Origin of the sequence: Methylobacterium oryzae (genome assembly GCF_036441375.1) — a bacterium.
Lineage (GTDB): Bacteria > Pseudomonadota > Alphaproteobacteria > Rhizobiales > Beijerinckiaceae > Methylobacterium > Methylobacterium oryzae_A.
This window is the reverse complement of sequence record NZ_MLCA01000007.1, coordinates 110,048-134,207: the sequence shown is the minus strand read 5'-3', so window position 1 is coordinate 134,207 and position 24,160 is coordinate 110,048. Positions and strand designations below refer to the sequence as shown.

The 24,160-nt window shown below is 72.7% G+C and carries 21 protein-coding genes and 1 pseudogene; 10 read left to right on the top strand and 12 right to left on the bottom strand.

The window, feature by feature from the left end:
- Positions 1–49 precede the first annotated feature (49 nt).
- Positions 50–3,522, bottom strand: a pseudogene (gene addA, locus MOTC310_RS14865) (double-strand break repair helicase AddA).
- A 212-nt stretch (positions 3,523–3,734) separates the two neighbouring features.
- On the opposite strand from addA, the gene minC (MOTC310_RS14860) reads away from it, so the two are divergent.
- The 5 genes from minC (MOTC310_RS14860) (at position 3,735) to MOTC310_RS14840 (ending at position 7,558) form a co-directional block, all read left to right on the top strand.
- The gene (minC, locus tag MOTC310_RS14860) at positions 3,735–4,403 is read left to right on the top strand and encodes a septum site-determining protein MinC (RefSeq protein WP_331302486.1); all 669 of its coding nucleotides are present in this window, start codon (positions 3,735–3,737) and stop codon (positions 4,401–4,403) included.
- A gap of 212 nt (positions 4,404–4,615) precedes the next feature.
- On the top strand, positions 4,616–5,344 hold the full coding sequence (gene minC / locus MOTC310_RS14855; RefSeq protein ID WP_012320317.1) for a septum site-determining protein MinC: 729 nt from the start codon (positions 4,616–4,618) through the stop codon (positions 5,342–5,344).
- A gap of 13 nt (positions 5,345–5,357) precedes the next feature.
- Entirely contained in the window at positions 5,358–6,173 is an 816-nt protein-coding gene (gene minD, locus MOTC310_RS14850; protein WP_020093046.1) for a septum site-determining protein MinD, read from the top strand.
- Entirely contained in the window at positions 6,170–6,511 is a 342-nt protein-coding gene (gene minE, locus MOTC310_RS14845; protein WP_100251864.1) for a cell division topological specificity factor MinE, read from the top strand. Before minD ends, minE begins: the two co-directional genes overlap by 4 nt.
- A 162-nt stretch (positions 6,512–6,673) precedes the next feature.
- Positions 6,674–7,558: an alpha/beta fold hydrolase gene (locus tag MOTC310_RS14840; protein ID WP_331302330.1), complete on the top strand. Its 885-nt coding sequence runs from the start codon at positions 6,674–6,676 to the stop codon at positions 7,556–7,558.
- Here MOTC310_RS14840 and MOTC310_RS14835 read toward each other — a convergent pair.
- Positions 7,548–8,984: a cytochrome P450 gene (locus MOTC310_RS14835; RefSeq protein ID WP_331302329.1), complete on the bottom strand. Its 1,437-nt coding sequence runs from the start codon at positions 8,982–8,984 to the stop codon at positions 7,548–7,550. The genes MOTC310_RS14840 and MOTC310_RS14835 overlap by 11 nt on opposite strands.
- A 77-nt stretch (positions 8,985–9,061) precedes the next feature.
- Positions 9,062–11,710: an ABC transporter ATP-binding protein/permease gene (locus tag MOTC310_RS14830; protein WP_331292661.1), complete on the bottom strand. Its 2,649-nt coding sequence runs from the start codon at positions 11,708–11,710 to the stop codon at positions 9,062–9,064.
- Positions 11,711–12,114: 404 nt separating this feature from the next.
- Between MOTC310_RS14830 and typA the strand changes: the two genes are divergently transcribed.
- On the top strand, positions 12,115–13,938 hold the full coding sequence (gene typA, locus MOTC310_RS14825; RefSeq protein WP_331292662.1) for a translational GTPase TypA: 1,824 nt from the start codon (positions 12,115–12,117) through the stop codon (positions 13,936–13,938).
- Between the two features lie 166 nt (positions 13,939–14,104).
- Positions 14,105–14,338, top strand: a complete 234-nt coding sequence (locus MOTC310_RS14820; protein WP_331302485.1) for an RAG2 PHD domain containing protein — start codon at positions 14,105–14,107, stop codon at positions 14,336–14,338.
- A 53-nt stretch (positions 14,339–14,391) separates the two neighbouring features.
- On the opposite strand, the gene MOTC310_RS14815 is transcribed toward MOTC310_RS14820, so the two are convergent.
- The 5 genes from MOTC310_RS14815 to cysK form a co-directional block, all read right to left on the bottom strand.
- On the bottom strand, positions 14,392–14,550 hold the full coding sequence (locus MOTC310_RS14815; RefSeq protein ID WP_331302328.1) for a hypothetical protein: 159 nt from the start codon (positions 14,548–14,550) through the stop codon (positions 14,392–14,394).
- Complete coding sequence (locus MOTC310_RS14810; RefSeq protein WP_331292665.1) at positions 14,547–14,861, bottom strand: hypothetical protein; 315 nt, start codon at positions 14,859–14,861, stop codon at positions 14,547–14,549. The genes MOTC310_RS14815 and MOTC310_RS14810 overlap by 4 nt, the downstream gene beginning before the upstream one ends.
- Positions 14,861–15,040: a hypothetical protein gene (locus MOTC310_RS14805; protein WP_331302327.1), complete on the bottom strand. Its 180-nt coding sequence runs from the start codon at positions 15,038–15,040 to the stop codon at positions 14,861–14,863. Before MOTC310_RS14805 ends, MOTC310_RS14810 begins: the two co-directional genes overlap by 1 nt.
- A gap of 81 nt (positions 15,041–15,121) precedes the next feature.
- The gene (locus MOTC310_RS14800; protein ID WP_331302326.1) at positions 15,122–15,625 is read right to left on the bottom strand and encodes a hypothetical protein; all 504 of its coding nucleotides are present in this window, start codon (positions 15,623–15,625) and stop codon (positions 15,122–15,124) included.
- Positions 15,626–15,867: 242 nt separating this feature from the next.
- Positions 15,868–16,842, bottom strand: a complete 975-nt coding sequence (cysK, locus tag MOTC310_RS14795; protein ID WP_331292668.1) for a cysteine synthase A — start codon at positions 16,840–16,842, stop codon at positions 15,868–15,870.
- Positions 16,843–17,072: 230 nt separating this feature from the next.
- Here cysK and MOTC310_RS14790 point away from each other — a divergent pair, with 230 nt between their 5' ends.
- Positions 17,073–18,071 (top strand): TAXI family TRAP transporter solute-binding subunit, encoded by a 999-nt coding sequence (locus tag MOTC310_RS14790; protein WP_419539916.1) that lies wholly within the window; start codon positions 17,073–17,075, stop codon positions 18,069–18,071.
- 12 nt (positions 18,072–18,083) lie between these two features.
- Here the strand turns inward: MOTC310_RS14790 and MOTC310_RS14785 are convergent, their stop codons facing one another.
- Positions 18,084–18,620: a GcrA family cell cycle regulator gene (locus MOTC310_RS14785; RefSeq protein WP_026604914.1), complete on the bottom strand. Its 537-nt coding sequence runs from the start codon at positions 18,618–18,620 to the stop codon at positions 18,084–18,086.
- A 509-nt stretch (positions 18,621–19,129) separates the two neighbouring features.
- Between MOTC310_RS14785 and MOTC310_RS14780 the strand changes: the two genes are divergently transcribed.
- Entirely contained in the window at positions 19,130–20,317 is a 1,188-nt protein-coding gene (locus MOTC310_RS14780; RefSeq protein WP_331302324.1) for a patatin-like phospholipase family protein, read from the top strand.
- Positions 20,318–20,398: 81 nt separating this feature from the next.
- Here the strand turns inward: MOTC310_RS14780 and MOTC310_RS14775 are convergent, their stop codons facing one another.
- The 3 genes from MOTC310_RS14775 to MOTC310_RS14765 form a co-directional block, all read right to left on the bottom strand.
- Positions 20,399–20,527: a hypothetical protein gene (locus MOTC310_RS14775; RefSeq protein ID WP_012320301.1), complete on the bottom strand. Its 129-nt coding sequence runs from the start codon at positions 20,525–20,527 to the stop codon at positions 20,399–20,401.
- 95 nt (positions 20,528–20,622) lie between these two features.
- On the bottom strand, positions 20,623–22,035 hold the full coding sequence (gene pyk, locus MOTC310_RS14770) for a pyruvate kinase (protein WP_331302323.1): 1,413 nt from the start codon (positions 22,033–22,035) through the stop codon (positions 20,623–20,625).
- Positions 22,036–22,186: 151 nt separating this feature from the next.
- On the bottom strand, positions 22,187–22,684 hold the full coding sequence (locus MOTC310_RS14765; protein ID WP_419539904.1) for an SRPBCC family protein: 498 nt from the start codon (positions 22,682–22,684) through the stop codon (positions 22,187–22,189).
- Positions 22,685–22,836: 152 nt separating this feature from the next.
- Between MOTC310_RS14765 and MOTC310_RS14760 the strand changes: the two genes are divergently transcribed.
- Positions 22,837–24,156, top strand: a complete 1,320-nt coding sequence (locus MOTC310_RS14760) for a lytic murein transglycosylase (protein ID WP_331302322.1) — start codon at positions 22,837–22,839, stop codon at positions 24,154–24,156.
- The last annotated feature ends 4 nt before the right edge of the window (positions 24,157–24,160 follow it).

Sequence of the window (24,160 nt, the reverse complement as noted above, 5' to 3'; positions counted from 1 at the left end):
GATCGCGCATGTGGGGCGCCGCGCGGTCGCGCGGCCAGGGGCCGGCGCGTCACGCCTCGATCCCGATCCGGTCCAGGGCCGCCGCGACGTCGTCGGGTCCGAGGGCGCGGAGCACCGGGCCCGAGGTCCAGACGAGAACCGGCCGGATCGTCCGGCCCGGATAGATCTGCGCGAGGAGGCGCGCGTAGAGGGCGATCTGGCCGGCCTCCGCTTCGGGCAGCGGCGCGCCCGGCTCGGGCGGCCGGCCGGTCTTGAAGTCGGCGAGATGCACCGTGTCCACCGTCACCGCGAGGCGGTCGACGCGTCCCTGAACCACCCGGTCCGTACCGCCCGCCCGGACCCGCCCCGACAGCGCCACCTCCGCGCGGGCGTCCGGGGCGAAGAGCGGCGCCAGTTCCGGGGCCTCGATGATCCGGAGCACCGACCGGACGATCGCGGGCGCGGCCGCGCGCGGCAGGCCGGGCGCTCGCGCCCGCACGAAGGCGCGCCCGGCCGTCTCCNGTGCTGCAGCAGGGCGTGGGTGAGGATGCCCCGGCGCCGGGCCTGGGCGTCGGCGAGACGCGGCGGCGGCACCCGCGCGCCGTCCGCCGCCTGCAGGGCGCCGGACGGGTTCAGGGCCGCGAGGGCGGGTTCCGGTCCGACCGGGCCGCGCAGCCAGTCCGGCTCCGGATCGGCCTCCGCTCTGGCCGAGGGGGTCCCCGCGGCGGGAGCGGGACTCGGCGGGGCGCCGTCCTGCCAGAGGGTCGCGGGACCGTAGGGGAAATCCAGCGCGCGGCCCGCGCCGAGCGCCGCCTCGAGGCCGGCCCGGATCATCCGGCACCACGCGGCCTCGGTCTCGCGCTCGTGACCCCGGAACGGCGCCACGATCAGGCGGTCGGCCGCGCGGGTCATGGCAACGTAGAGCAGGCGGTTGTGCTCCTGGCGAGCCTTGGCGAGCAGGGCCGCCCGCGCCGCGTCGGTGGCGGCGCAATCCTGCGTCCGCCCGCCCGACCAGACCGGCGGGAGCGCGATCTCCGTCGCCGGGAGCGGCAGGAGGGGCGGGTCGTTGCGGCCGAGGGGCTCGCACCCGTCGAGGATCACCACGACCGGCGCCTCCAGGCCCTTGGCGCCGTGGACCGTCATCACCCGGACCTCGTCGCGGCCCGATTCGAGGTCGCGCTTGACCGTGTGCCCGGCCTCGGCGCCGACGTAGCGGGCGAGGAAACCGCCGAGCGACGGGGCGTCCTCGCCGGTCTCGGCCTGGGCAGCGGCGGCGAGGAACACGTCGATGGCGTCCCCGGCCTCGCCGCCGAGGCGGGCCACCAGCTTCGCCCGGCCGCCCCTCGGCCCGAGGAGCCGCGCGTAGAAGCCGAACGGGCCGTGCTGCCCCGCCAGCGCGATCCAGCCCGACAGGGCCTCGACCCCGCGCCGGGCCGCCGGATCGCCCGCGGCGGCGTGGCGGTGCAGGGCGTCCTCCAGGGTCTCGGCGAGGTCGCGGCGGGCCGCGATCCGCACCAGATCCTCGTCGGTGAGGCCGACCAGAGGCGTCTTGAGCGCGGTGGCGAGGGTCAGGTCGTCGGCCGGCAGGAGGCCGGCCCGGCCGGCGGCGACGAGGTCGGCCACCGCGATGTGGGCGGAGACCTCGAGCCGGTCCTGTCCGGCGACCGGGACGCCGAGGCTCTTGAGGGCGCGGATCACCTCCTCGAAGGCGGGCCCGCGCTTCCGGACTAGGATCAGCACGTCCCCGGGGCGCCAGATCCGACCGGTCGCGTCCCCCGTGATGGTCCAGGCGCGCACCGCCTGCGCCACCCGGCGGGCGGTGACGATCGCCGGGGCGCTCGTCTCCGGCGCGTCCACGGGGGCGGTCCAGGCATCCGGCTCCGCGGTGGGCTCCGGCTCCGCGATCGGCCACAGCTCCACCGCGCCGGGGGCGCCGGGCCGGGCGCTGGCGTGCACGGTCGTGCGCACCGTGTCCTCGAAGGACAGGCCCTCGTTGTGGGCGTCGAGGGCGAAGACCGCGTCGACGGCGCGCAGGACCAGGCCGGTCGAGCGGAACGACAGGGTGAGCGGCACGTCCTCGAAGGTCAGGCCGGCCGAGCGCGATTCCGCGATCCAGGACGCGCGGGTCAGGGCGAATTCCCGCGGCTCCGCGCCCTGGAAACCGTAGATCGACTGCTTGGGGTCGCCCACCGCGAAGCGCGTGCGGCTGCCGGACCGCGCCCCCTCGCCGGCGGCGAATTCCTGCGTGATCGCCCGCAGGATCGCCCACTGCTCGGGGTTCGTGTCCTGCGCCTCGTCGACGAGGACGTGGTCGATCCCGCGGTCGAGCTTGTACAGGACCCAGCCCGCCCCGACGCGGCCGAGCAGGTCCAGCGCCTTGTGGATCAGGTCGTCGAAGTCGAGGGCGCCGAGGCGCGCCTTCTGCGCCTCCACGCGGCGGTGGATCTCGGCGGCGATCTGGAACAGCGCCTGCGTGCGGGCGTGGGCCCGGGCGGCGCGCAGGCGGTCGAACAGCGGCTCCAGCCGGTCCCGCTCGGTGAGCAGCGCCGCCTTGACGTCCGCCGGCACGCCCTTGGTCCCGAGGCTGCTGTCGGCCTTGGGCTCGTCCTTCTGGGTGAAGAAGACCGCGCGGTAGAGCGCGAGCGCCTCGGCCCGGTCGGGAAGGTCCGCCGAGCGGAGCCGTTCGGCCTCGGCGGCCTGCAGGGCGTCGGCGAGCTTCTCGTCGTTGGCCTTGCCGGTGCGCAGCGCCGCGACCAGCGCGGCGCGCTCCTCCGGACGGCACCCGGGGCCGCCCTCGAGGATCGCGGCCTCGATCCGCTCGGCGGATTCCTCGGCCGCCAGTCCCAGCGCCCCGTGCAGCCGCCCGAAGGCCTTCTCCAGGCCGGCGGCGTCGCCGATGAAGCTCCGCGCCCGCATGGCCGACCGGATCGCCGCCCGCAGGGTGTCGCCCGTGGCTTCCGGCGTGACCCGCGCGAGCGCGGCGCTGAGCGGCGTGTCGCCGTTCGCGACGGCGTCGGCCAGGACGTTGGCCATCTCGATGTCGAACAGTTCCCGGGCCTTGGCCTCGTCGAGCACCACGAAGCGGGCCGGCACGTTCGCCTCGAACGGGAACATGTGGAGCAGCCGCTCGCACAGGGCGTGCAGCGTCTCGATCTTGAGACCGCCCGGCGTCTCGACCGCCCGGGCGAAGAGGCGGCGCGCCAGCCGCAGGCGCTCGGGCCCGGCGCGCTCGCCGGTGAGCTCCGCGAGCTCGGCCGCGAGGCTCTCGTCGTCCAGCGTCACCCAGCGGCCGAGGAGCCGGAAGACGCGGATCGCCATGTTGGCCGCGGCGGCCTTGGTGAAGGTCAGGCAGAGGATCCGGCCGGGCGGCGCCTCGTCGAGGAGCAGCCGGACCACCCGGTCGGTGAGGACCTTGGTCTTGCCCGCGCCGGCATTGGCCGAGACCCAGGCGGAGGCGCGCGGGTCGGCCGCCCGCCGCTGGTTGGCGCGGGTCAGGTCATCGACGACGAAGGGGGTGGGGGCGTGCGAGGTGGCGCTGCTCAACGGTCCGGTCCGGCTCGGCTGCCGGCTCTCTCTACAACAGAAACGCGCCCGCGGGCCCGCCAAGGCGTCACACCGGGCCTCGCGGGATTGCTCCCGGCGCTGTGCCGTCCCATGGATGCGGACGATCCCTTCCGCGCACACCGAACACGCCCGTGACCCAGCCGACATCCGAGCCGGCGCGCCCGCCGATCCGCTTCCGCGGCCGCTCCTTCATGGCCACCGTCCTGGCGCCGATACCCCCGGTGGCCGACTGGTTCGGCGACCTCGACGCCCTCAACCGCCGCGCCCCGAACTTCTTCGCCGGCCGGCCGGTGATCCTCGACCTGTCCGGATTGCGGCTCAACCGCGAGGATCTCGACGGTCTGCTCGCCGAGCTGGCCGCCCGCAACATCCCGATCCTGGGTATCGAGGGCGCGGCGGCGTCGCTCCTGGATTCCCGAACCCCGCCGGCCCTGTCGGGCGGGCGGCCCGCGGGGGAGATCGCCGCCCCGGACGAGTCGGCCGCGGACGCGCCCGCGCCGGCCGAGCCGCAGGCCAGGGAGACGGCCCGCTCGCTGATCCTCGACGCGCCCGTGCGCTCCGGCCAGACCGTGCTGCACCTCGAGGGCGACGTCACGGTGCTGGGCGCCGTGGCGTCGGGCGCCGAGGTGATCGCGGGCGGGTCGATCCACGTCTACGGCGCCCTGCGCGGCCGGGCGATCGCCGGGGCTGCCGGGAACCCGGCGGCGCGGATCTGGTGCCGCCGGTTCGAGCCGGAGCTCGTGGCGATCGACGGGCTCTACCGCGCCGCCGACGACCTCGACCCGGCCTTCCGCGGGCAGGCCGTCGAGGTGCGGCTGCTGGAGGACGCGATCAAGCTCAACCTGTTCGAGCGGGGCTGAGCGGCCTACGGCGTCGGCCGGTCAGCCTGTCCAAGACCCCGGCCGGTCCGGCCCGCGACCCCGCTCGCATCGGTCGCCGTCGGGTCGTCAAACCGTCCTCCGCTGCCCCGATACCAGGATCCCGGCAGAATTTGCCGACCGGATCAGAAACTTAACCCTTCGGTAACCATACCCGCCGTCAATGGTCCGGTAAGGACTCTTAACGGGCGGACATGAGCGACACCCTCCCCGAGCCGATCGACCCGGAGACCGCCCGAGCGGCGGCTCCTTCCGCGCCCCGGCCGCTCAGCCTGCGCGGACGGGCCTTCAAGGCCCTGGCCCTCTGCCCCGAGCCGCCGCTTCCGGAGTGGCTCGCGGGTCTCGACGCGGCGCTCAAGCGCTCGCCGACCCTGCTGAAAGGCCGGGCCGTCATCCTGGACTGCGCCCAGCTCAAGCCGGAGCCGGACGCGCTCGAGACGCTCATGAACGAGCTCAAGGCCCGCGGCATCGCGGTCCTGGGCATCGAGGGCGCCGACGCGGTCGCGGACGGTCTCCCGCCGCTGCTGGTCAAGGGGCACCCATCCGAGAAGGTCGAGATCCCGAGCGTCCCGGCCGAGCCGGAGCCGCAGGTGGTCACCTCGATCACCGTCGAGGGTTCGGTCCGCTCCGGCCAGAGCGTCATCAACCCGACCGGCGACGTCACCGTCATGGGTTCCGTCTCCTCCGGGGCCGAGATCCTGGCCGGCGGCTCAATCCACGTCTACGGCGCCCTGCGCGGTCGCGCGATCGCCGGAGCCGCGCGCAACCCGCGCGCACGAATCTACTGCCGCAAATTCGAACCCGAGTTGCTGGGGATCGACCGCCTCGTGCGGACGGCGGAGGACATGGGCACGGCCCTGCGCGGCAAGGCCGCCCAGGTCTGGCTCGATGGCGGCAACATCCGAATGGCAAGCCTGGATTAAGGGAGATCGACGCGTGGCAAAGGTTCTCGTCGTCACATCGGGCAAGGGCGGCGTCGGCAAGACGACGACGACCGCAGCCCTCGGAGCGGCCCTGGCCCAGGGCGGGCAGAGCGTGTGCGTCGTCGACTTCGACGTCGGCCTGCGCAACCTCGACCTCGTCATGGGCGCCGAGCGCCGGGTCGTCTACGACCTCATCAACGTGGTCAACGGCGACGCCAAGCTCCCGCAGGCGCTGATCAAGGACAAGCGGCTCGAGACCCTGCACCTGCTGCCGGCCTCGCAGACCCGCGACAAGGACGCGCTCACCGATGAGGGCGTGGCCCGGGTGATGGACGAGCTGCGCGCGAAGTTCGACTGGGTGATCTGCGATTCCCCCGCCGGCATCGAGCGCGGCGCCCAGCTCGCCATGCACCACGCCGACGTGGCGGTGGTCGTGACCAACCCCGAGGTCTCCTCGGTGCGCGACTCCGACCGGATCATCGGCCTCCTCGATTCCAAGACCGCCAAGGCGGAGAAGGGCGAGGACATCGAGAAGCACCTGATCCTCACCCGCTACGACCCGATGCGGGCCGACCGCGGCGACATGCTCAAGACCGAGGACGTGCTCGACATCCTGTCGATCCCGCTGCTCGCGATCATCCCGGAGAGCCAGGAGGTGCTGCGCGCCTCGAACCTCGGCTGCCCGGTGACGCTGAACAACCCGCTCTGCGCCCCGGCGCGGGCCTATGCCGACGCGGCCCGCCGGCTCAAGGGCGAGTCCGTGCCGATGAGCCTGCCGGTCGAGCGCAAGTCCTTCCTCGACAAGCTGTTCATGCGGAGGGCGGCGTGAGCATCCTGGGACTGTTCCAGAAGCGCAGCTCCGGCGCGGTCGCCCGCGACCGCCTGCAGCTGATCCTCGCCCACGAGCGCGCGGAGTCGGGTCGCCCCGACCTCGTGATCCAGCTCCGGGAGGAGATCCTGGCGGTGATCGCCAACCACGTCGCGGTGGAGCCCGACAAGGTGAAGGTCACCCTGGAGCGCGGCGAGGGTGTCTCGACCCTCGGCCTCGACATCGAGCTGCCGCTCGGTGCCTCGGGCAAGCTCGACGCCAAGCTGGCCGCGAAGCTCGCCGAGGTCGCCGCCAACAAGGGGGCCGCCAAGCCGGCCTCCTCCAAGAAGGCCGCTTGAGCCGGGCGGGGAGCGTCCCCGCCGGCACGGAAGATCGCAAGCCGCGCCCGGTCCGCCGGGTGCGGCTTCGTCGTGCCCGCCACGAACTCCGGTCGCGACTCTCGACCGGGCGCCCCGTCGCGCCATCTCGGAGACCCGGGGGAGGTCGATGAGAGGATCGCCATGCCGAGCGCCACGACGGACGACGGGATACGGCTCCACTACGAGGAGAGCGGCCAGGGCACGCCGCTGATCTTCGTCCACGAATTCGCCGGCGATCATCGCAGCTACGAGGCGCAGCTGCGCCATTTCGGCCGCCGCTACCGCGCGGTCGCGTTCAACGCCCGGGGCTACCCGCCCTCCGACGTGCCGGAGGCCGTCTCGGCCTACGCGCAGGCGCGCGCGGCCGACGACATCCTGGCCATCCTCGACCATCTCGGCGCGCCGAAGGCCCACGTCGCCGGCATCTCGATGGGCGCCTTCGCGACCCTGCATTTCGGCCTGCGGCATCCCGACCGCGCGCTGTCGCTCTGCCTCGGCGGCTGCGGCTACGGCGCGGAGCCCGAGCGGCAGGCCCTGTTCCGCGCCGAGGCGGACGCCACCGCCGCGATGCTGCTCCGCGACGGCATGGCGGCTTTCGCGGAGCGCTACGCCGTCGGGCCGACGCGGGTCCAGTTCGAGACCAAGGATCCGCGCGGCCACGCCGAGTTCAAGCGGATGCTCGCCGAGCACTCGGCCCTCGGCTCGGCCAACACACAGGCCGGCGTGCAGAAGGGGCGGCCGTCGCTCTACGACCTCGCGGACGAGCTGGGCCGCATGACCGTCCCGACCCTGATCGTCGCCGGAGACGAGGACTGGCCCTGCCTCGCCCCGAGCCTGATGCTCAAGCGGGTCATCCCCTCCGCGGCCCTCGCCGTGCTGCCCAATACCGGCCACGCCCTCTCGGTCGAGGAGCCGGACGCCTACAACCGCCTGCTGGACGACTTCCTAGCGCAGGTGGAGAGCGGCCGCTGGCCGATGCGCGACCCCCGGGCGATCTCGGCGACGATCACCGGGATCAGGGGCTGAGCGGCTCGCGGGGGATCAGCCGGAAGCGCGCGGGGCGATCCGGCTGGGTCGTCACGACAGCCTGGGGCAGCACCGGCTCGCGCTCGTCGAGCACCAGCCGGAACCGCTGGAGCACCCGCGCCAGGGAGAGGACGGCCTCGCTCAGGGCGAACTGCGCGCCGATGCAGACCCGCGGGCCGGCCCCGAAGGGCAGGTAGGCGAAGCGCCGCGGGGCGGGGGCGCCGGGCAGGAAGCGGCCCGGATCGAACGCGTCCGGATCCGACCAGAGCGACCGGTGGCGGTGCAGCACCCAGGGGCTCACCATGACGATGTCGCTCGCCTTCACCGCGTGGCCCGCCACGTTGTCCGGGCCGAGCGCGCGCCGGACGACCACGAAGGCCGCCGGGTACAGGCGCAGGGTCTCGTCGATCACCGCACGCGTGAGCGGCAGCCGCCCGTCGCTCTGGCAGCCGGTGGGGTCAGTCAGGTCGGCGGCCCGCGCCTCGGCGGCGACCCGCTCCTGCACCTCCGGGGCGAGGGCCAGCAGGTAGGCGGCCCAGAACAGCGTGCCGGCGGTGGTCTCGTGGCCCGCCAGGATCATGGTGGCGACTTGGTCGCGCAGCTCGTCGGGCGTGAAGGCCGCGCCGGTGTCCGGATTGCGCGCGGCCGCGAGCAGGTCGAGGAGGTCGCCCGACCGGGACCCGTCCCGCTCCGCCGCCTGGCGCGTCGCGATGATCCGGTCGAGGAAGGGGATCCACCGGCGCCGGAAGCGGCGGCGCGACCAGTCGAGGGGCACCGGCCAGCCCGGGGGGATCACGATGTCGAGGAGGTGCGGCCGCCCCATCCGCTCGGCGTACTCGGCGATGAACTGGCGCAGCTCGGCGCCGTGCTCGTCCATGCCCACCGAGAACATGGCGCGCCCGGCGATCTCGAGGGCGAGCCTGTAGAACGACGTGAACAGGTCGACCGGCCCCGCCGCGGCCTCGGCGGCGATCCGCTCCATCCCGTCGGTGACGGCGGCGGCGATGTGAGGCACCAGACCGTCGATCGCCCGCGGCGTGAAGGCCGGCGCCAGGGTGCGCCGCTGATGCCGCCACGCCGAGCCCTCGCTGATCAGGAGCCCGTCGCCGAGGATCGGGCGCAGGATCCGGGTCGTCCCGGTGGTGCGGGCGTAGTTCGCCTGATTCTCGACGAGCACCCGGCGGATCGCCTCCGGGTCGTTGAGCACGAAGCTCGACCGTCCGAGCAGGCCCCGGCGGGTGACCGGCTCCTCGAAGGCGCGCCGGGGGAAGCCCGCGAGCGCGTTGTCGCGGATCGAGCGCAGGTAGGCGGCCAGCGGCAGCTCGCGCTCGGGCGGCGCGCGGTGCGGCGGCACCACGCGCGGCGTCCCGGCGAGGCTCGGGATCGTCCGGTCCGGGGTCGCGGTGGCGTCCGAGAATGTTGGCATGGGGTGCCATCCTGTGCCGGAGACGGGCAGGCCTGTAAACCGCCGCCCGCGCCCCGCGCGGACCGGTCACGCTTACGTCATTCGGCCGCCGTGCGCAGGCGCGCCTCGGCACTCTGAACGGGCAGGCGCGCGGGGAACCGGGCCGGATCCGATTCCGGCGACAGGCTCGCCACGAGGCTGGCCCGGGGCAGGGCGGTCCCGATCACGTCGAGCAGCGTGTCGACGCCGCGCTCCAGGTGCTCGTCCACCCGGTCGATCACGAGGATCTCCGGGTCGCGCAGGATCGCCCGCGCGAGGCCGACCCGCACCCGGACGCGCTCGGCGAGCATCTGCCCGCGGTTGCCGACCTCCTTCTCGAGGCCGCGCCGCTGGATCGGGCGCTCCAGGTCGAACTCCCGGAACACCGCGCGGGCCTCCTTCTGGATCAGCGCCTCGCCGTGCATCCGCGCCGTGTCGATGCGGCCGAAGAGCAGGTTGTCGAGGACGGTGCTGCGCGGGTTGATCCGGTTCGGGTCGTAGGATTCGACGTCGCACCCGTCGTCGCCGTGCATGAAGCCCTGCACGACCGCCCGCGCGCCGACGATCCGCTTGGCCAGGGTCTCGTCGAGCAGGCCGAAGCGCATCCGCGGCTCGACATAGGCCAGAGCCAGGGCCAGGAAGGCCACGCTGTCGGCCTCGCTCAGGCGCCCCTCGTCGGGCAGGCGCGCGAGCCGGCGCAGGTAGTCCGGCAGCGCGTCCGGGGTGATCAGCGAGAACCGCCGGAACAGCGGGTGGCCCGGCGGCACGTCCGCGAAAATGTCCTTGAGATTGCTGGCGATGGCGACGCCCATCCGGTCCAGCTCGTCGAGGAGCTTCACCTTCTCCAGCGCCTCGCGGAACAGGGTGACGCCGGCCAGGCGGCGCGGGTCCGTCAGCGTCGGGTCGCGGGGGACGCCGAACAGCAGGTTCTCCGCGACGGTGGCCTGCTCGTTGTAGCGGCCCCGGGCGAAGGGGATCACGAGGTCGGCGAGGCCCTTCTGGGCGAAGTGCTCGCGCAAGTGCTCCCGCGCGGCGATCATGCGCTGGCCCACCGGGGTGTCGTGGGCCACCGAGCTCAGGGCGCCGAGCCCGAACCGGTAGAGCTCGTCGCCGAGATCGAGCCGGCCCAGCAGGTCGAGCAGGCGCTCGTCGAGCTCGCCGGCGTCCCGGACGCCGAGGCGCTCGAAGTCGATCCAGGGATCCTCGACGCTGTCGCAGGGATTGCCGGTCTTCACCGCCTCGTTGATCCGCGTCTTGCTGAGATCGAGGCTGCTGGTGCGCAGCGGGTGCACGCGCAGCCCGTAGAGGATGTTGTCGCGCAGCGTCCCGGGGAACAGCACGGGCTGGACGCCCGCATAGGCGATGCGGCGCGCGTGGTCGCGGCGCGGCAGGGTGGAGAGGTCGTGCTCGCCGATCCGGATCGTTCCCCCGGGCGGCGATTGCAGCCCGGCGAGGACCCGGACGAAGTCCTGCGCGACCGGCCCGGGCGGGACCAGGGCGATCCGCCCGGGCAGACGCACCTCCGCGTCGCCGACCTCGATCAGGGCGCCGCCCTGCGGATCGCGCAGCTGCAGACCCTCGAGGCGCAGCGGGCTGCCGAGGCGGGGCGCCGCGCGCTCCGATTCGTGCTCCGCCGGCACCAGCCGCTGCGGGCCGAAATGCGCCGCCACGGTCTCGTACTTCACCTCGACGTCGAGGCGCTGCTGATCCCAGTCGATCAGCTCCTTGAGGGGGGGCGGCAGGTCGCGATAGGCGGCCAGGACCGCCACGAGCTGGCCGATGTCGAGCTGGCCCTTCAGGGCGAAGTAGCCGCCGATCGCGTAGAACAGGAACGGCGTCACCTGCGCGAGCAGGTTGTTGAGGTACTTCACCGCGAATTTGCGGCGGTAGATCCGCAGCCGCAAGTCGTAGAGCCGGTAGAGGCGGCCGCCGATCTCCGCCCGCTCCCAGCGGCCGGTATCGTTGAGCAGCACCGCCTGGAGGCCGTCGAGCACCTCGGCGACGCGGCCGGCGAGGGCGCGGGACGCGATCTGGCGCTGCCGGCTGAGGCGGATGATCTCCCGCCGCAGCCGCGGGATCACGATCATCTGGACGGCGACCATGCCGCCGGCCGCGATGCCGAGCCACATGTTCTGCATCATGATGAAGGCCAGCGCCGTCGCGGCCTGCGTGCCCAGGAACACCGGCACCACGATCGCGTCGCCGATGAAGGAGCCGATCGGCTCGACCTCGTCGCGGATGATCGTCGCGGTCTCGGAGGATTTCACCTCCCGCTGCGTCTCCGGCGAGAAGCGCAGCATCAGCGAGAACAGCTGGAAGCGCAGGCGGCGCAGCATCCGCTCGCCGAGGATGCCCTTCTGCAGGTTGATCCAGAACTTGAACGCACCGTTGATCAGGACGAGGCTGAGGAACAGGGTCGACAGGCTCAGCAGCAGCTCGAACCGGTCGAGCTGGAAACCCTCGAACAGGTGCGTCTTGCCGCCGCCCAGGAAGGCGGGCCATTCCACGGTGAGCTCGAGGAAGGGCGCGGTCGCCTCGCCGTGCGCGTAGGCCTTCCCGGTGATCGCGTCGTTGACGATGCGCTTCGGCAGGTCGAGCGAGGCGAAATAGAACGGCAGCGACGCGAACACGACGGCGCAGATTCGGAGCTGCGCGCCCTTCGAGTAGCGCCAGATATACGGGAACAGCCGCGGCTCAAGCGCGCGCATCGTGTCCTTCCGAGGAAAGCCCGCCCTGGCGGCCCGCGGGCCGAATCGCCGCAGCCGGACGCCTGATCCTGGTCGATACGCTACCCGAGCGATCCGGTTTCATCCAATACAACCCGATACGGACGGCAGGCGCCGGGCTCAGCGTCGTCGCGCCGTCATATAGGGCATTCGGGGACGCGGGGGACGCGCAGGCCTGATCTGCGCCGGCGGGCGGGCCGGACGCCGCGCTCGGGGTTAGCCCCCAGCATTCCCGGCCACGCGACGCCCCCATGCGGTCAGCGGCCTTGCCCAAGCGCCCGCGTCCTTATATTGCGACGCAACCAACACGACTCCGTACCTGAACCGGCGCGGACGGCCGCGCCGCGCGGCCGCCAGGGAGCCGGCACAACCCGTTTCGGGCCGCCATGAATCTGCGCAACATCGCCATCATCGCTCACGTCGACCACGGCAAGACGACCCTCGTCGACAAGCTGCTGGCCCAGTCCGGCACCTTCCGCGAGAATCAGCGGGTCGAGGAGCGGGCGATGGACTCGAACGACCTCGAGAAGGAGCGCGGCATCACGATCCTCGCCAAGGCGACTTCGGTCGTCTGGAAGGACACCCGCGTGAACATCGTCGACACACCCGGCCACGCCGATTTCGGCGGCGAGGTCGAGCGCATCCTGTCGATGGTCGACGGCGTGATCGTGCTGGTGGACGCTGCCGAAGGTCCGATGCCGCAGACCAAGTTCGTGGTCGGCAAGGCCCTCAAGATCGGCCTGCGGCCGATCGTGGCGATCAACAAGGTCGACCGTCCGGACGCGCGCATCAACGAGGTCGTGAACGAGGTGTTCGACCTCTTCGCCGCCCTCGACGCCACCGACGAGCAGCTCGACTTCCCGATCCTCTACGGCTCCGGCCGCAACGGTTGGATGGCCGACAGCCCGGAGGCCGACCCGTCGGTCGGCCTTGAGCCCCTGTTCGACCTCGTGCTGAAGCACGTGCCGCCGGCCCGGACCGAGGAGGGGCCGTTCCGGATGCTCGGCACCCTGCTGGAGGCCAACCCGTTCCTCGGCCGCATCATCACCGGCCGGATCGCCGCCGGCTCGGTGAAACCCAACCAGTCGATCAAGGTGCTCGACCGTCACGGCAAGGTCGTCGAGACCGGCCGCGTGTCGAAGATCCTCGCCTTCCGCGGCCTCGAGCGCGCGCCGATCGAGGTGGGCGAGGCGGGCGACATCGTGTCGATCGCCGGCCTGATGAAGGGTACCGTGGCCGACACGTTCTGCGACCCGCAGGTCGAGACCCCGATCCAGGCGCAGCCGATCGACCCGCCGACCGTGACGATGTCGTTCATCGTCAACGACAGCCCGCTCGCCGGTACCGAGGGCGACAAGGTCACGAGCCGCATGATCCGCGACCGCCTGTTCAAGGAGGCCGAGGGCAACGTCACGCTCAAGATCGAGGAGGCCGCCGACAAGGACAGCTTCTACGTCTCGGGCCGCGGCGAGCTGCAGCTCTCGATCCTGATCGAGACGATGCGCCGCGAGGGCTTCGAGATCGCCGTGTCGCGGCCGCGGGTCGTGTACGAGCGCGACGAGGCCGGCGGACTGCTCGAGCCAATCGAGGAGGTCGTGATCGACGTCGACGAGGAGCATTCCGGCGTCGTCGTGCAGAAGATGTCCGAGCGGAAGGCCGAGATGCTGGAGATGCGGCCGTCCGGCGGCAATCGCCTGCGCCTCGTGTTCCACGCCCCAACCCGCGGCCTGATCGGCTACCAGGGCGAGCTGCTGACCGACACCCGCGGCACCGCGATCATGAACCGGCTGTTCAAGGCCTACGAGCCGTACAAGGGCGAGATGCCGGGCCGGCGCAACGGCGTGCTGATCTCCAACGATCAGGGCGAGGCCGTGGCCTACGCCATGTGGAACCTGGAGGACCGCGGCCCGATGATGATCGAGCCCGGCTGGAAGGTGTACCAGGGCATGATCGTCGGCGAGCACAACCGCGAGAACGATCTCGAGGTGAACGTGCTCAAGGGCAAGAAGCTCACCAACATCCGCACCACCTCGAAGGACGAGGCCGTGCGCCTCACGCCGCCGATCCGGATGACCCTCGAGCGCTCGCTGGCCTGGATCCAGGACGACGAGCTCGTCGAGGTGACGCCGAAGTCGATCCGCCTGCGCAAGGCGATCCTCGACCCGAACGACCGCAAGCGCGCCGAGCGGTCGAAGGAGAACGCCGCCTGAGGCTGGCGACCGTCCCCGATCGTGAACGACCGGCAACCGGGCGCTCAGGCCCGGTTGCTGATGCGGCCCTTATTCCGGGCCTCTCTCGGACCCATCGAACCCTTATGCCGGGGGCGATACCTCGGTGGGGCGGACCCGAGAGGCCCGCGTGAACCCCGTGACACCGATGCCCGTCGCGTTGAACCCGCTTCCTTCGCTCGCGCAGGCCGCCGCCCCGCCGCCCTCATACCTCGTCGGCCAGGACGGCGAGGGTCACTGGGTCGCGGTCGAGACCGGTGGACGCGCCGGAGGCATCTTCCGCAGCCGCCAGGACGCGATCCGCTACGCCTGCGTCGAGACCGGCTGCCGTCCCGGCGACGTGCCGCTGGCCTCCGGACCGATCCCCTTCCGTCTCTCCTGATCCCCGCGACGCCGCGGCGCGTGTCCCGCCGCGGCACCGGCCGGCGGCGCGCGTCAGCTGCTCCCGGGATCGGTCTCGTCGTTCTGCGCGCCGCCGGACGGCGTCCCGCGGCCGGGCTGGCCCTCCGTCTTCTCGTTCGGGTCCTTGACCGCGTCGGGAGCGACGTTCTTCGGCTTGTCCGGCTGCGCGCCGGTCTCTCGATGCTCGGTCATTCCCGGTTCTCCCGCTCCGCCCGGTAGTGCCCGTCCGCCACCTTCGTGTCGGCGGCCGGACCCCGCGAGGCCTTCTGATCGGAGTGGCCCCCCGAGGAGCCGCCGATCGCGGGCGGCGCGCGCCCCGGTTCGCCCGCCGCGCCCCACCCCTCCTTGGGTTCGGGCCGCGGCGTTCCGCCGGAGCCCATATCGGTGATCGCCGCCTGATCGGAGGTCTGATGGCCGCCGCCGGCGGGCGGGCTCCCGCGCGACCCGACCTTGTCGTCGGGCTTGCGCGTGACCGTCCCGGATTCGCTTGTCGGCCTGACCATTAGCGCTTCCCGTCGTCCTGGCCGACCGCGGCGGTGGCGCGGTCGATCGCCTCGCCGAGCTCGGTGCCGGACCGCGCCTTGTCCTCCATCTGGCCGAGTTTCTCGCGCGGCGTCTCGCTGTCGGTGGTCGCCGCAGCGTCGGAACCCTCCCGCGACGGTCGTCCGGTCTGCTCTGTCATCGCTCGCCTCTCTGCGTCTCGTGGGGACAACGGAGGCGGGAGAGGAGGGTTGCGCGGACCCGGCGACCGGCGGCGGGCGGGTCAGGTCTCCGGGCCGACGATCAGGGGCAGGACGGCCTGCAGGAGGCGCCGCGCCGAGTCCTCCGCGGCCCCGCGATCCGCCGCGCGCGCCTCGATCGTCAGCAGATCGCCGTCGCGGAGGATGATCGCGGTGGCTCCGGCACCGCCGCCCAGCGCGTACACGCTCATCCAGCCGATCGCGGGTCCGGCGGGCAGGGCCGAGAGGCGGCAATCGGGATTGCGCTGCAGGCAGATCGCCTCGAGCGCGGCGAGGGTCGTCCTGCCGGAGCGGACCCGGCTCTCGGTTCCGTCCGTGAGACGCCCGATCTGCAGCTCGATCGTCGGGGCGCCCGTGCAGGAGGCACAGTGCAGGCTGAGATGCCGGGTCTCGGCCTTCGCCGTTGTCCCCGGCCCGAGCGCCGTTCTGGCGGCTTCGGCAAGCCGTGTGACGTCGTGGAGCGCGAAGCCCATGGCCATGGCCGCCTGGGCCCAGAGGCCGAACACGAGAATCAGGAGGCCGCGCATGAGAGAATCACAGTCCGTTCGCCCGGTCTGGCGTTAGCGGAAGGCTTTTCTCAGGTCCAGTTGCGGAGCGTCGCGGCGCGTTGAGGATGACATCGGTCGAGATACAGTATTGGCTTGCGAAGATCGAAGAAGATTTGTCGCCGGAAATCTTCGAGGATGCGTGCGCGTATTCGGAGCGATAGAGCCGTGACTTGGCGCAGTGTCCCGTGCGGGAGCGGCCCGAGGGCCGCTCCCGTGTCGCCCTAACCGATCCCGTCGAACAGGGCCGAGGAGATGTAGCGCTCGGCGAACGAGCAGGCGACGGTCACGATCCGCTTGCCCTGGAACTCGGGCCGTTTGGCCAGCTCCAGCGCCGCGGCGACGTTGCCGCCGGTGGAGATGCCGCCCGGGATGCCTTCCAGACGGGCGAGCGCCCGGGAGGTCTCGAAGGCCGCCTGGTTGGTGACCTTCAGGACGCCGTCGAGGATATTGGTGTGCAGGTTGTCGGGGATGAACCCGGCGCCGATGCCCTGGATCTTGTGCGGGCCGGGCTGTCCGCCGGAGATCACCGGGCTATCCTCCGGCTCCACCGCGAAAACCTTCAGGTTCGGCAGGCGCGGCTTCAGCACCTCGCCGACGCCCGTCACCGTGCCGCCGGTGCCGACGCCGGCCACGAACGCGTCGAGCTGGCCGCCCGTGTCGGTCCAGATCTCCTCGGCGGTGGTCTTCCGGTGGATCTCCGGGTTGGCCGGGTTCGAGAATTGCTGGGGCATGACCGAGCCCGGGATCTCCTTCAGGAGCTCCTCGGCCTTGGCGATCGCGCCCTTCATGCCCTGCGCGCCGGGCGTGAGCGCCAGCTCCGCGCCCAGGAAGGCGAGCATCTTGCGCCGCTCCAGCGACATCGTCTCGGGCATCACCAGGATGAGCCGGTAGCCGCGGGCCGCCGCCGTGAAGGCGAGGGCGATGCCGGTGTTGCCCGAGGTCGGCTCGACCAGCGTGCCGCCGGGCTGGAGCTTGCCGGAGGCCTCCAGGGCGTCGATCATGTTGACGCCGATGCGGTCCTTCACGCTGGCGATCGGGTTGAAGAACTCGAGCTTCAGCAGGATCTCGGCGTCGACGCCGTGCTCCTTGGGCAGCCGGTTCAGGCGCACCAGCGGCGTGTTGCCGATCGTCTCAGTGATCGAGCCGTAGACACGGCCGTGGCCGACCTTCGCCGGTGCGTTGAGGGTATCGGCCATCGCGGAACTCCTGCTCGTGGTGACGGATCGGACAGATGTCGTATCCGGGAGAGGCCCCGCCAAGGGATCGCCCTCGCGTGGGGAGGCTTGACCGGCCCGGACGGGAGGCTGCGATATCGCGTTGCCGCGGCCGGAGCAATCGGGCTAAGTGCCGTTGCCGAAAGTTCTTTCCGGAATTGGGCGAACTTTCGCGACGGGGTGGAAGACCTTTATTGAGCGGCCCGTTCCTGATGGAATTCTATTCTCCAGCCCGTCCGGCCGCGGCCGGCGCTGCCCGACCGTCCTGCCCGACGGGCGGACGGGGCCTCCCTCTTCGGCCGACTCGTCGGGCCGCTCTTCTGGCGGGCCTCGGGCTGGTCCTGGCGCGGCCGGCGCGGGCCGCCGAGGCGCTCCGCGTCGTGCTCGCCACCGCGACGCCGGGGGGCGGCTTCCCGGCCTTCGGGGAGGCCTTCGCCGGCGCGGTCGCGGCCGCGGACCCGGCCCTGACCGTCGAGCGGCGCGCCACCGGCGGGTCGTCCGAGAATGTCGGCCTCCTCCGCGCCGGCCGCGTCGATCTCGGCCTCGTGCAGGGCGAGTACGCCTACCCGGCCCTCGCCGAGGGCGGCGGCCTGACCGTCCTGGCGCCGATGTACCCGACGCCGGGCCTGTTCGTGGTGCCGGCGGCCAGCGCGATCCGCTCGGTGGCGGACCTGCGCGGGCGCAGGGTCGTGCTCGGCACGCACAAGTCCGGGCTGACCGTCATGGGCCGCAGCGTCCTCGGCGCCTCGGGCCTCGATCCCGAGCGCGACATCAGCCCGATCCTCCTCGACCAGGCCGGCGACGGCCCGGCCCTGGTGCGAGAGGGCCGCGCCGACGCGCTCTGGGGCGGAGGCCTCGATTGGCCGGGTTTCCACGCGCTGGCCGCGGATCCGGGCGGGGCCCGCTTCTTCGGACCGTCCGAGGCGGCCATCGCGCGCCTCGCGCAGCCCGGCGCGGCGACGCGGCGCCTCACGGTTCCGGCCGGCAGCTTCGCCGGGCAGGCGGAGCCGATCGCGACGGTGGGGTCCTGGAGCTTCGTGATCGCGCGGCCCGGCCTCGACGAGGAGACGGTCTACCGGATCGTCCGGGCGCTGGCGCGGACGGAACTCACCGAAGCGCAGCCGAGGAACCTCGTCGGCCTGGTCCCGGCGGACCAGGTTAATCCCGGCACTGCCCGCGTCCTGCGCGAAGCCGGCGTCACGCTGCGCTGACGGCGCGGCGGCTCAGCGGAACGAGGCGACGCGGCGATCGCGCTTCCGCTCGGCGGCGGGCTGGTAGGCGATCTCGGCGTGGTGGGTGCAGTACGGCAGGCCGGTGATGGAGCGGGCGCCGCAGAAGCGGAATTCCGGCGTCGTCGGGTCGCCGAGGGGCCAGCGGCACATGGATTCCCGGAGGTCCATGATGGTGACGCGCTCCGACACCGCGAGGGCCACGGGCGCGGGCGCCGCGGCCGGCGCGGGCGCCGGGAAGTCCGGGGCCGGACGGTGGGCCAGGATCGCGACCGGCTCGGGCGCCTGCGTCTCGACCACCGCGATGGCGGTCTCGATCTCGACCGTCTTCGACGGCGGGACGGCGGTGGCGGCTTCCTCGCCGCCGCGGGCGCGACCGGCCAGACCCAGGCGGTGGACCTTGCCGATCACCGCGTTGCGGGTGACGCCGCCGAGTTGCGCCGCGATCTTGCTGGCGCTCTGCCCGTCTTCCCACAGGCGGCGCAGCAGCGCCACGCGATCGTCCGTCCAGCCGAGACCCGCTTCCATCATCCCCTCCGCCCCCTGCGGCTCGGCCGCGTTCCCGAAGGCCAGTCCGCGTCTTCCAGGCCGACAGGAGCCGTTATCCCGGCCGACCGTGTCGCCGCGCAGACCGCGCCCCCGCGCACCGGCTGCCGCATCGCGTGCGACACCCTGTCTCGCCAGGCCACGGGGGAACCCTAGCGCGGCGCTCGCGAACGTTGCAAGGGCGGGCGGTCGCCGGGCACGGGCCGCCGCGACGCCTGTCCACCGGCAATGACCCAGGCCGGCCCGGGTCGGCCGGGTCCGGCGCGATCCTGCGCGGCCCCGGCGCGGTCCCGCCGGTGTCCGGTACGGCGCCGCACCGTCCGGGCCGCCGGCCGCAGCGGCCACGCTTGCGCCCCGATCGCGTGGGATCGTGACCCCACCGCAACAGCGCGGCCTTATCGTTCCTCCGAAGCCGGCTAAGACGGAACAGGCGATACGGCCAAGCTCGTTCCGTGTGGCAGAGTGGGCGCGTTTCGCGGTTCGAGGAAGTGACGATGGGTGTTCGTCAGGTCAGCCTGCGCATGGCGGTGGCGTTCGGGCTGGCGGGTCAGGTCGCGGCCTGCGGCAGCGTTCCGCGGACTCCTTACAGCGCCGAGCAGGCCGCATTCGCCACCGTGCCCGGTATTCCCGGCGCGCGCGTCTTCGCCGACGCGTCGGTGGATACGATCGCGGCGCTCGCGGCCAATCCCGAGCGGCGCGTCAAGGGCTTCACCTATCTGGCACTCTCGGGCGGCGGCGGCGACGGCGCCTACGGGGCGGGCGTGCTCAACGGCTGGACGGCATCCGGCAAGCGGCCGGACTTCACCCTGGTCTCCGGCGTCTCGACGGGCGCGCTGATCGCGCCCTTCGCCTTCCTGGGATCGGCCTACGACCCCTACCTGACCGAGTTCTACACGAGCGGCGTCGCCGGCGAGCTGGTGGCCTCGCCGAACCTGGCGAACGTGCTGTTCGGCTCCGGCCTGTTCGGCGACGGCCGGCTGCGCAACCTCATCGACCGCTACGTGACGGACGATCTCCTCAAGGCCGTGGCCGAGGAGCACGCGAAGGGCCGGCGCCTGCTCGTCGTGACGACGAATCTCGATTCCCAGCGGGCGGTGATCTGGAACATGGGCGCCATCGCGGCGAGCGGCGTGCCGAATGCCCGACAGCTGTTCCGCGACGTCCTGGCGGCCTCCGCCAGCATCCCGGCGGTGTTCCCGCCCCAGTTCATCGACGTGTCGGCCGGCGACGCGCGCTTCCAGGAGATGCATGTCGACGGCTCGGTGGTGACACCGGTCTTCACGCTGCCGCAGACCCTGCTGCTGCGCGACGGGCGGATCCGCACGGGCGGCAAGGCCGAGATCTACGTGGTGATCAACGGCCGCCTGGAGCCGGACTTCGAGGTCACGAAGGACAACACGCTCTCGATCGTCGAGCGATCCTTCACGACGGCGAGCCGCGCCCGCTCACGCGCCACGCTGACGGCGACCTACGCGCTGGCGCGAGCCAACGGTATCGGCTTCAACCTGACCTATATCGACGAGAACGGCCCGAAGGCCTCGGCCGCCAAGGGTTTCGACACCGCCTACATGCGCGCCCTGTACGAGGCCGGCTACGAGAAGGGACGGACCGGCACCTTCTGGCAGCACACGATCCCGGCCGCGCCGCTTCTCAAGGCGACCGCCAGCGCCGTGGCGAACTGATCGTCGGAGCGGTTCCGCCGCGCGCCCGGGCGGGCGCGCGGCCGGCGTGATATCGGCGGCGTGCTTGCCGGCCCGAAGTTCTTACTTGCCCAGGATCTTCGTCACGAGGCGGCCGAGCGGCGTCGCCGTGCTGGCGTTCCGGTCGTCCCGGTCGACGGGGCGGTTCTCGTTGCCGAGGATCTTGGTGACGATGCGTCCGATCAGGTTCATGGGTCGGCCCTCCGGTATCGCGCCCCAATGGCGCAGCTTCTCCATCAACGGGTCAGGCGCGGGCCGCGTTCCAGCCCGGTGCCGGATCGGGCGTCTCAGACCTGCATCAGGCGGATGTTGTTGGTGTTGCCGGCGGTGTGGAACGGGATGCCGGCGGTGACCACGATGATGTCGTTCGGCCTGGCGAAGCCCTCGTCCTGCGCGTGGTGGCAGGCCCTCGAGGTCATCTCCTCGTAGCTGTCGACGTCCTCCGTCAGGACGCTGTGGGCCCCCCAGAGCAGGCTCAGCCGCCGCGAGGTCGCGACGTTGGGGGTCAGGGCCAGGATCGAGGCGGCGGGGCGCTTGCGGGCGACCCGGGCGGCCGTCGTCCCGCTCGCCGTGTAGGCGACGATCGCGGCGGCGTGCACCGCCTCGGCGAGGTCGGCCGTGGCGGTCGCCACCGCGTGGGGCGGCGTCTCCTCCTCGCCCGGCTCCGAGGCCGCGACGATCGAGTGGTAGAGCTTGTGCCCCTCCACGCTCCGGATGATCCGGTCCATCATCGCCACCGCCTCGACCGGGTAGCGGCCGGTGGCGGATTCCGCCGAGAGCATCACGGCGTCGGCGCCGTCGTAGATGGCGGTGGCGACGTCCGACGCTTCCGCCCGGGTGGGCGCGGGGGCGTTGACCATCGAGTCGAGCATCTGGGTCGCCACCACCACGGGCTTCACGGCGAGCCGGCAGGCCCGGATCAGCTCCTTCTGCCGCGCCGGCACGTCCTCGTGCGGGATCTCGACTCCGAGATCGCCGCGGGCGACCATCACGGCGTCGGAGAGCCGGATGATGTCGTCGATCCGCTCCAGCGCCTGCGGCTTCTCGATCTTCGACATGATGCCGGCGCGGTCGCCGATGATCCCCCGGGCCTCGATAACGTCGGACGGCTTCTGGACGAAGGACAGGGCGACCCAGTCGACGCCGAGATCGAGCCCGAAGGCGAGGTCCGCCCGGTCCTTCTCGGTGAGCGGCGACAGGTCCAGCAGCGTGCCCGGCAGGTTCACGCCCTTGCGGTTCGAGATCGGCCCGCCGGTGACGACCTCGGCGGTGATGGAGGTCCGCTCGGGCCCGGTGACCCGCACGCGCACCCGCCCGTCGTCGATGAGGAGCTCCTGGCCCGGCACGACCGCGTCGAAGATCTCCGGGTGGTGCAGCGGGATCGCCCGCTTGTCGCCCTCGGCGCCTTCGAGGACGAAGCGCACCGTCTCGCCGGCCTGGAGATCGAGCCGGCCGCCCCGCAGCGTGCCGATCCGGATCTTCGGCCCCTGGAGATCCTGCAGGATGCCGATCGGCCGGCCGACCTCCTTCTCGAGGGCGCGGATGGCCGCGTGGACCTTGGCGTGATCCTCCTGGAGGCCGTGGCTGAAATTGAGCCGGAACGTGTCGACGCCGGCGAGGAACAGGGCGCGGAGCTGGTCCGGGGCGGAGCTGGCGGGACCGACGGTGGCGACGATCTTGGCGTGGCGGTGACGGCGCATGCGGGTCTCGGCCTCCTGAGGCTGCCTCTGGGAATCGAGCCGGGCGCTCGGTCGCGCCGACGGCGCTCACATCGGTCGCGACGGCGCCGCGGCGAGGCCCCGCGGCGGCCGGCGGGCGATTTTTCGCCAGGCTGGCCGATCCGGCGGACGGCTATCTGGCCGCTTCCCGGGCGATCCCCGCAAGCCCGGCGTCGAACACGCCGGTGATGTCGGCGACGGCGTCGGTGTCGCTCATGCCCTCGGCGTCGAAGGTCGCGCTCCAGATCACCGTGGACCCTGCGCCGTTGGGACGGACCGCCAGCGTCGCGTTGTAGGCGCGCACCGGCAGGGGACCCTGGATGAAGCTGTAGCTGTAGCTCATGCCGGTCTCGTCGCGCGCGGTCTCGACTTCCGCGATCGTGCCCTGGCCGCCCTTCACCACGAGGCCGCGGATCTGCGCGCGGATGCCGTCATCGTCGTCCTCGCCCGACAGGATGCAGCGCTGGACCTGCGGGTGCCAGTTCTGGATCGCGCAGAAATCGCCCACCAGCGCCCAGACCGCCGCGGGCGGGGCCGGGATGTCGCGGCTGCGGGTGACCTCCAGGGCGCTGGCCGGTCCGGCGGCCAGGACGGCCGCGCCGATCGCCGTCATGGAAGCGGGATGGATCACGGGTCGGTCTCCGGGCCGCCGGGCTGATGTGACGCGATTTGGAGCGCCGCCGGGCCGCGGCGAGCCCCGGGGCCGCGACGGACCGCGTCTCGAAGGTGTCGCTGACGGCGCGGTATGCTACGCCGCGCCCGTCAGGATCACCGGAGATGCCCATGGACGATCGCGCTGCGCCGAAGCGGCCCGCGACCCGGAGCGGCGCCGCGCGCGCGGTCCTGGCGACCGGCAGCGCACTCCTCGTGGGCGCGGCCGGCAGCGCACTCCTCGTGGGCGCGGCCGTGCCGGCGCTCGCCGCGGGGCCGGACCCGTCACCGCCGGCCGCGCCGCAGGCCTTCGAGGCCTGCCGGGCCGACCTGATCGCCTGGGTCACGGCCCGCGCGGTGCCGCAGGGCCTCGCCGAGGCGCAACTCGCCCACCTCATGCCCGACCCCGACGTGGTCGCCGCGACCCAGAGTCAGGGCGAGTTCGTCCGGCCGATCTGGGACTACATCGAGGCCAGCGTCACGCCGGCCCGCGTCGAGGCCGGTCTGCGCAAGCTCGCCGAGCACGCCGACACGCTCGCGGCCATCGAGGCCCAGTACGGGGTCGACCGCCACATCCTGGTGGCGTTCTGGGGCGTCGAATCGAGTTACGGCGCCGTGCTCGACAACCCGGCGGTGGTGAAGCCGGTCGTCCGCTCGCTCGCGACGCTCGGCTGCAGCGATCCCGCCCGGGCGAGCTACTGGCGCGACGAGCTGGCGGCGGCGCTCCAGATCCTGGCCTGGAACCAGGCGCCCCTCGACCGGATGCCGGCGGGGCTGACCGGGTCCTGGGCCGGCGCCATGGGGCACACGCAGTTCATGCCCAGCGTCTACCAGCGCGAGGCGGTCGATTTCGACGGCGACGGCCGGCGCGACATCTGGACCTCGGTGCCGGACGCGCTCGCGTCGACGGCGAACTACCTGCGCAGCCACGGCTGGAAGCCCGGCGCGGGATGGGGCAGCGAGGCGGTTCTGCCCGAGACCTTCGACGCGGCGCTCGCCGACGAGACGACACTCCGCACCGTCGCGGCGTGGCGGGCGCTCGGCGTGAGGCCCGCCCGCGACCGCGCCCTGCCGGACACGGCCGAGGCGACCCTGATCCTGCCCGCCGGGATCCGCGGCCCCGCCTTCCTGCTGCAGCCGAACTTCGCGGTGATCCTCCGCTACAACACGGCGCTCGCCTACGCGCTGACCGTCGCGCTCCTGTCGGACCGCCTGCGCGGCGACCCGGGCCTGGTGCACGACTGGCCACGGGGCGACCGGCCCCTCACCGGCGACGAGCGGCGCGACCTGCAGACCCGCCTGACGGAGCGCGGCTTCGCCACCGGCGGGGTCGACGGCAAGATCGGCCCGCGGACGCGGGCGGCGCTGCGCGCCTTCCAGGGCTCGGTCGGCCTGCCGCCGGACGGTTACGCCGACGCCGCGCTGCTGGACCGGGTCCGGGCCGCGCCCTGACGGG

What these genes read in the sequence shown, in the direction of transcription:
- minC (WP_331302486.1), top strand. Translation starts at nt 3,735, where the DNA reads ATGGCCACCGTCCTGGCGCCGATACCCCCGGTGGCCGACTGGTTCGGC.
- minC (WP_012320317.1), top strand. Translation starts at nt 4,616, where the DNA reads ATGAGCGACACCCTCCCCGAGCCGATCGACCCGGAGACCGCCCGAGCG.
- MOTC310_RS14840 (WP_331302330.1), top strand. Translation starts at nt 6,674, where the DNA reads ATGCCGAGCGCCACGACGGACGACGGGATACGGCTCCACTACGAGGAG.
- MOTC310_RS14835 (WP_331302329.1), bottom strand. Translation starts at nt 8,984, where the DNA reads ATGCCAACATTCTCGGACGCCACCGCGACCCCGGACCGGACGATCCCG.
- MOTC310_RS14830 (WP_331292661.1), bottom strand. Translation starts at nt 11,710, where the DNA reads ATGCGCGCGCTTGAGCCGCGGCTGTTCCCGTATATCTGGCGCTACTCG.
- typA (WP_331292662.1), top strand. Translation starts at nt 12,115, where the DNA reads ATGAATCTGCGCAACATCGCCATCATCGCTCACGTCGACCACGGCAAG.
- MOTC310_RS14820 (WP_331302485.1), top strand. Translation starts at nt 14,105, where the DNA reads ATGCCCGTCGCGTTGAACCCGCTTCCTTCGCTCGCGCAGGCCGCCGCC.
- MOTC310_RS14815 (WP_331302328.1), bottom strand. Translation starts at nt 14,550, where the DNA reads ATGACCGAGCATCGAGAGACCGGCGCGCAGCCGGACAAGCCGAAGAAC.
- MOTC310_RS14810 (WP_331292665.1), bottom strand. Translation starts at nt 14,861, where the DNA reads ATGGTCAGGCCGACAAGCGAATCCGGGACGGTCACGCGCAAGCCCGAC.
- MOTC310_RS14805 (WP_331302327.1), bottom strand. Translation starts at nt 15,040, where the DNA reads ATGACAGAGCAGACCGGACGACCGTCGCGGGAGGGTTCCGACGCTGCG.
- MOTC310_RS14800 (WP_331302326.1), bottom strand. Translation starts at nt 15,625, where the DNA reads ATGCGCGGCCTCCTGATTCTCGTGTTCGGCCTCTGGGCCCAGGCGGCC.
- cysK (WP_331292668.1), bottom strand. Translation starts at nt 16,842, where the DNA reads ATGGCCGATACCCTCAACGCACCGGCGAAGGTCGGCCACGGCCGTGTC.
- MOTC310_RS14790 (WP_419539916.1), top strand. Translation starts at nt 17,073, where the DNA reads ATGGAATTCTATTCTCCAGCCCGTCCGGCCGCGGCCGGCGCTGCCCGA.
- MOTC310_RS14785 (WP_026604914.1), bottom strand. Translation starts at nt 18,620, where the DNA reads ATGATGGAAGCGGGTCTCGGCTGGACGGACGATCGCGTGGCGCTGCTG.
- MOTC310_RS14780 (WP_331302324.1), top strand. Translation starts at nt 19,130, where the DNA reads ATGGGTGTTCGTCAGGTCAGCCTGCGCATGGCGGTGGCGTTCGGGCTG.
- MOTC310_RS14775 (WP_012320301.1), bottom strand. Translation starts at nt 20,527, where the DNA reads ATGAACCTGATCGGACGCATCGTCACCAAGATCCTCGGCAACGAGAAC.
- pyk (WP_331302323.1), bottom strand. Translation starts at nt 22,035, where the DNA reads ATGCGCCGTCACCGCCACGCCAAGATCGTCGCCACCGTCGGTCCCGCC.
- MOTC310_RS14760 (WP_331302322.1), top strand. Translation starts at nt 22,837, where the DNA reads ATGGACGATCGCGCTGCGCCGAAGCGGCCCGCGACCCGGAGCGGCGCC.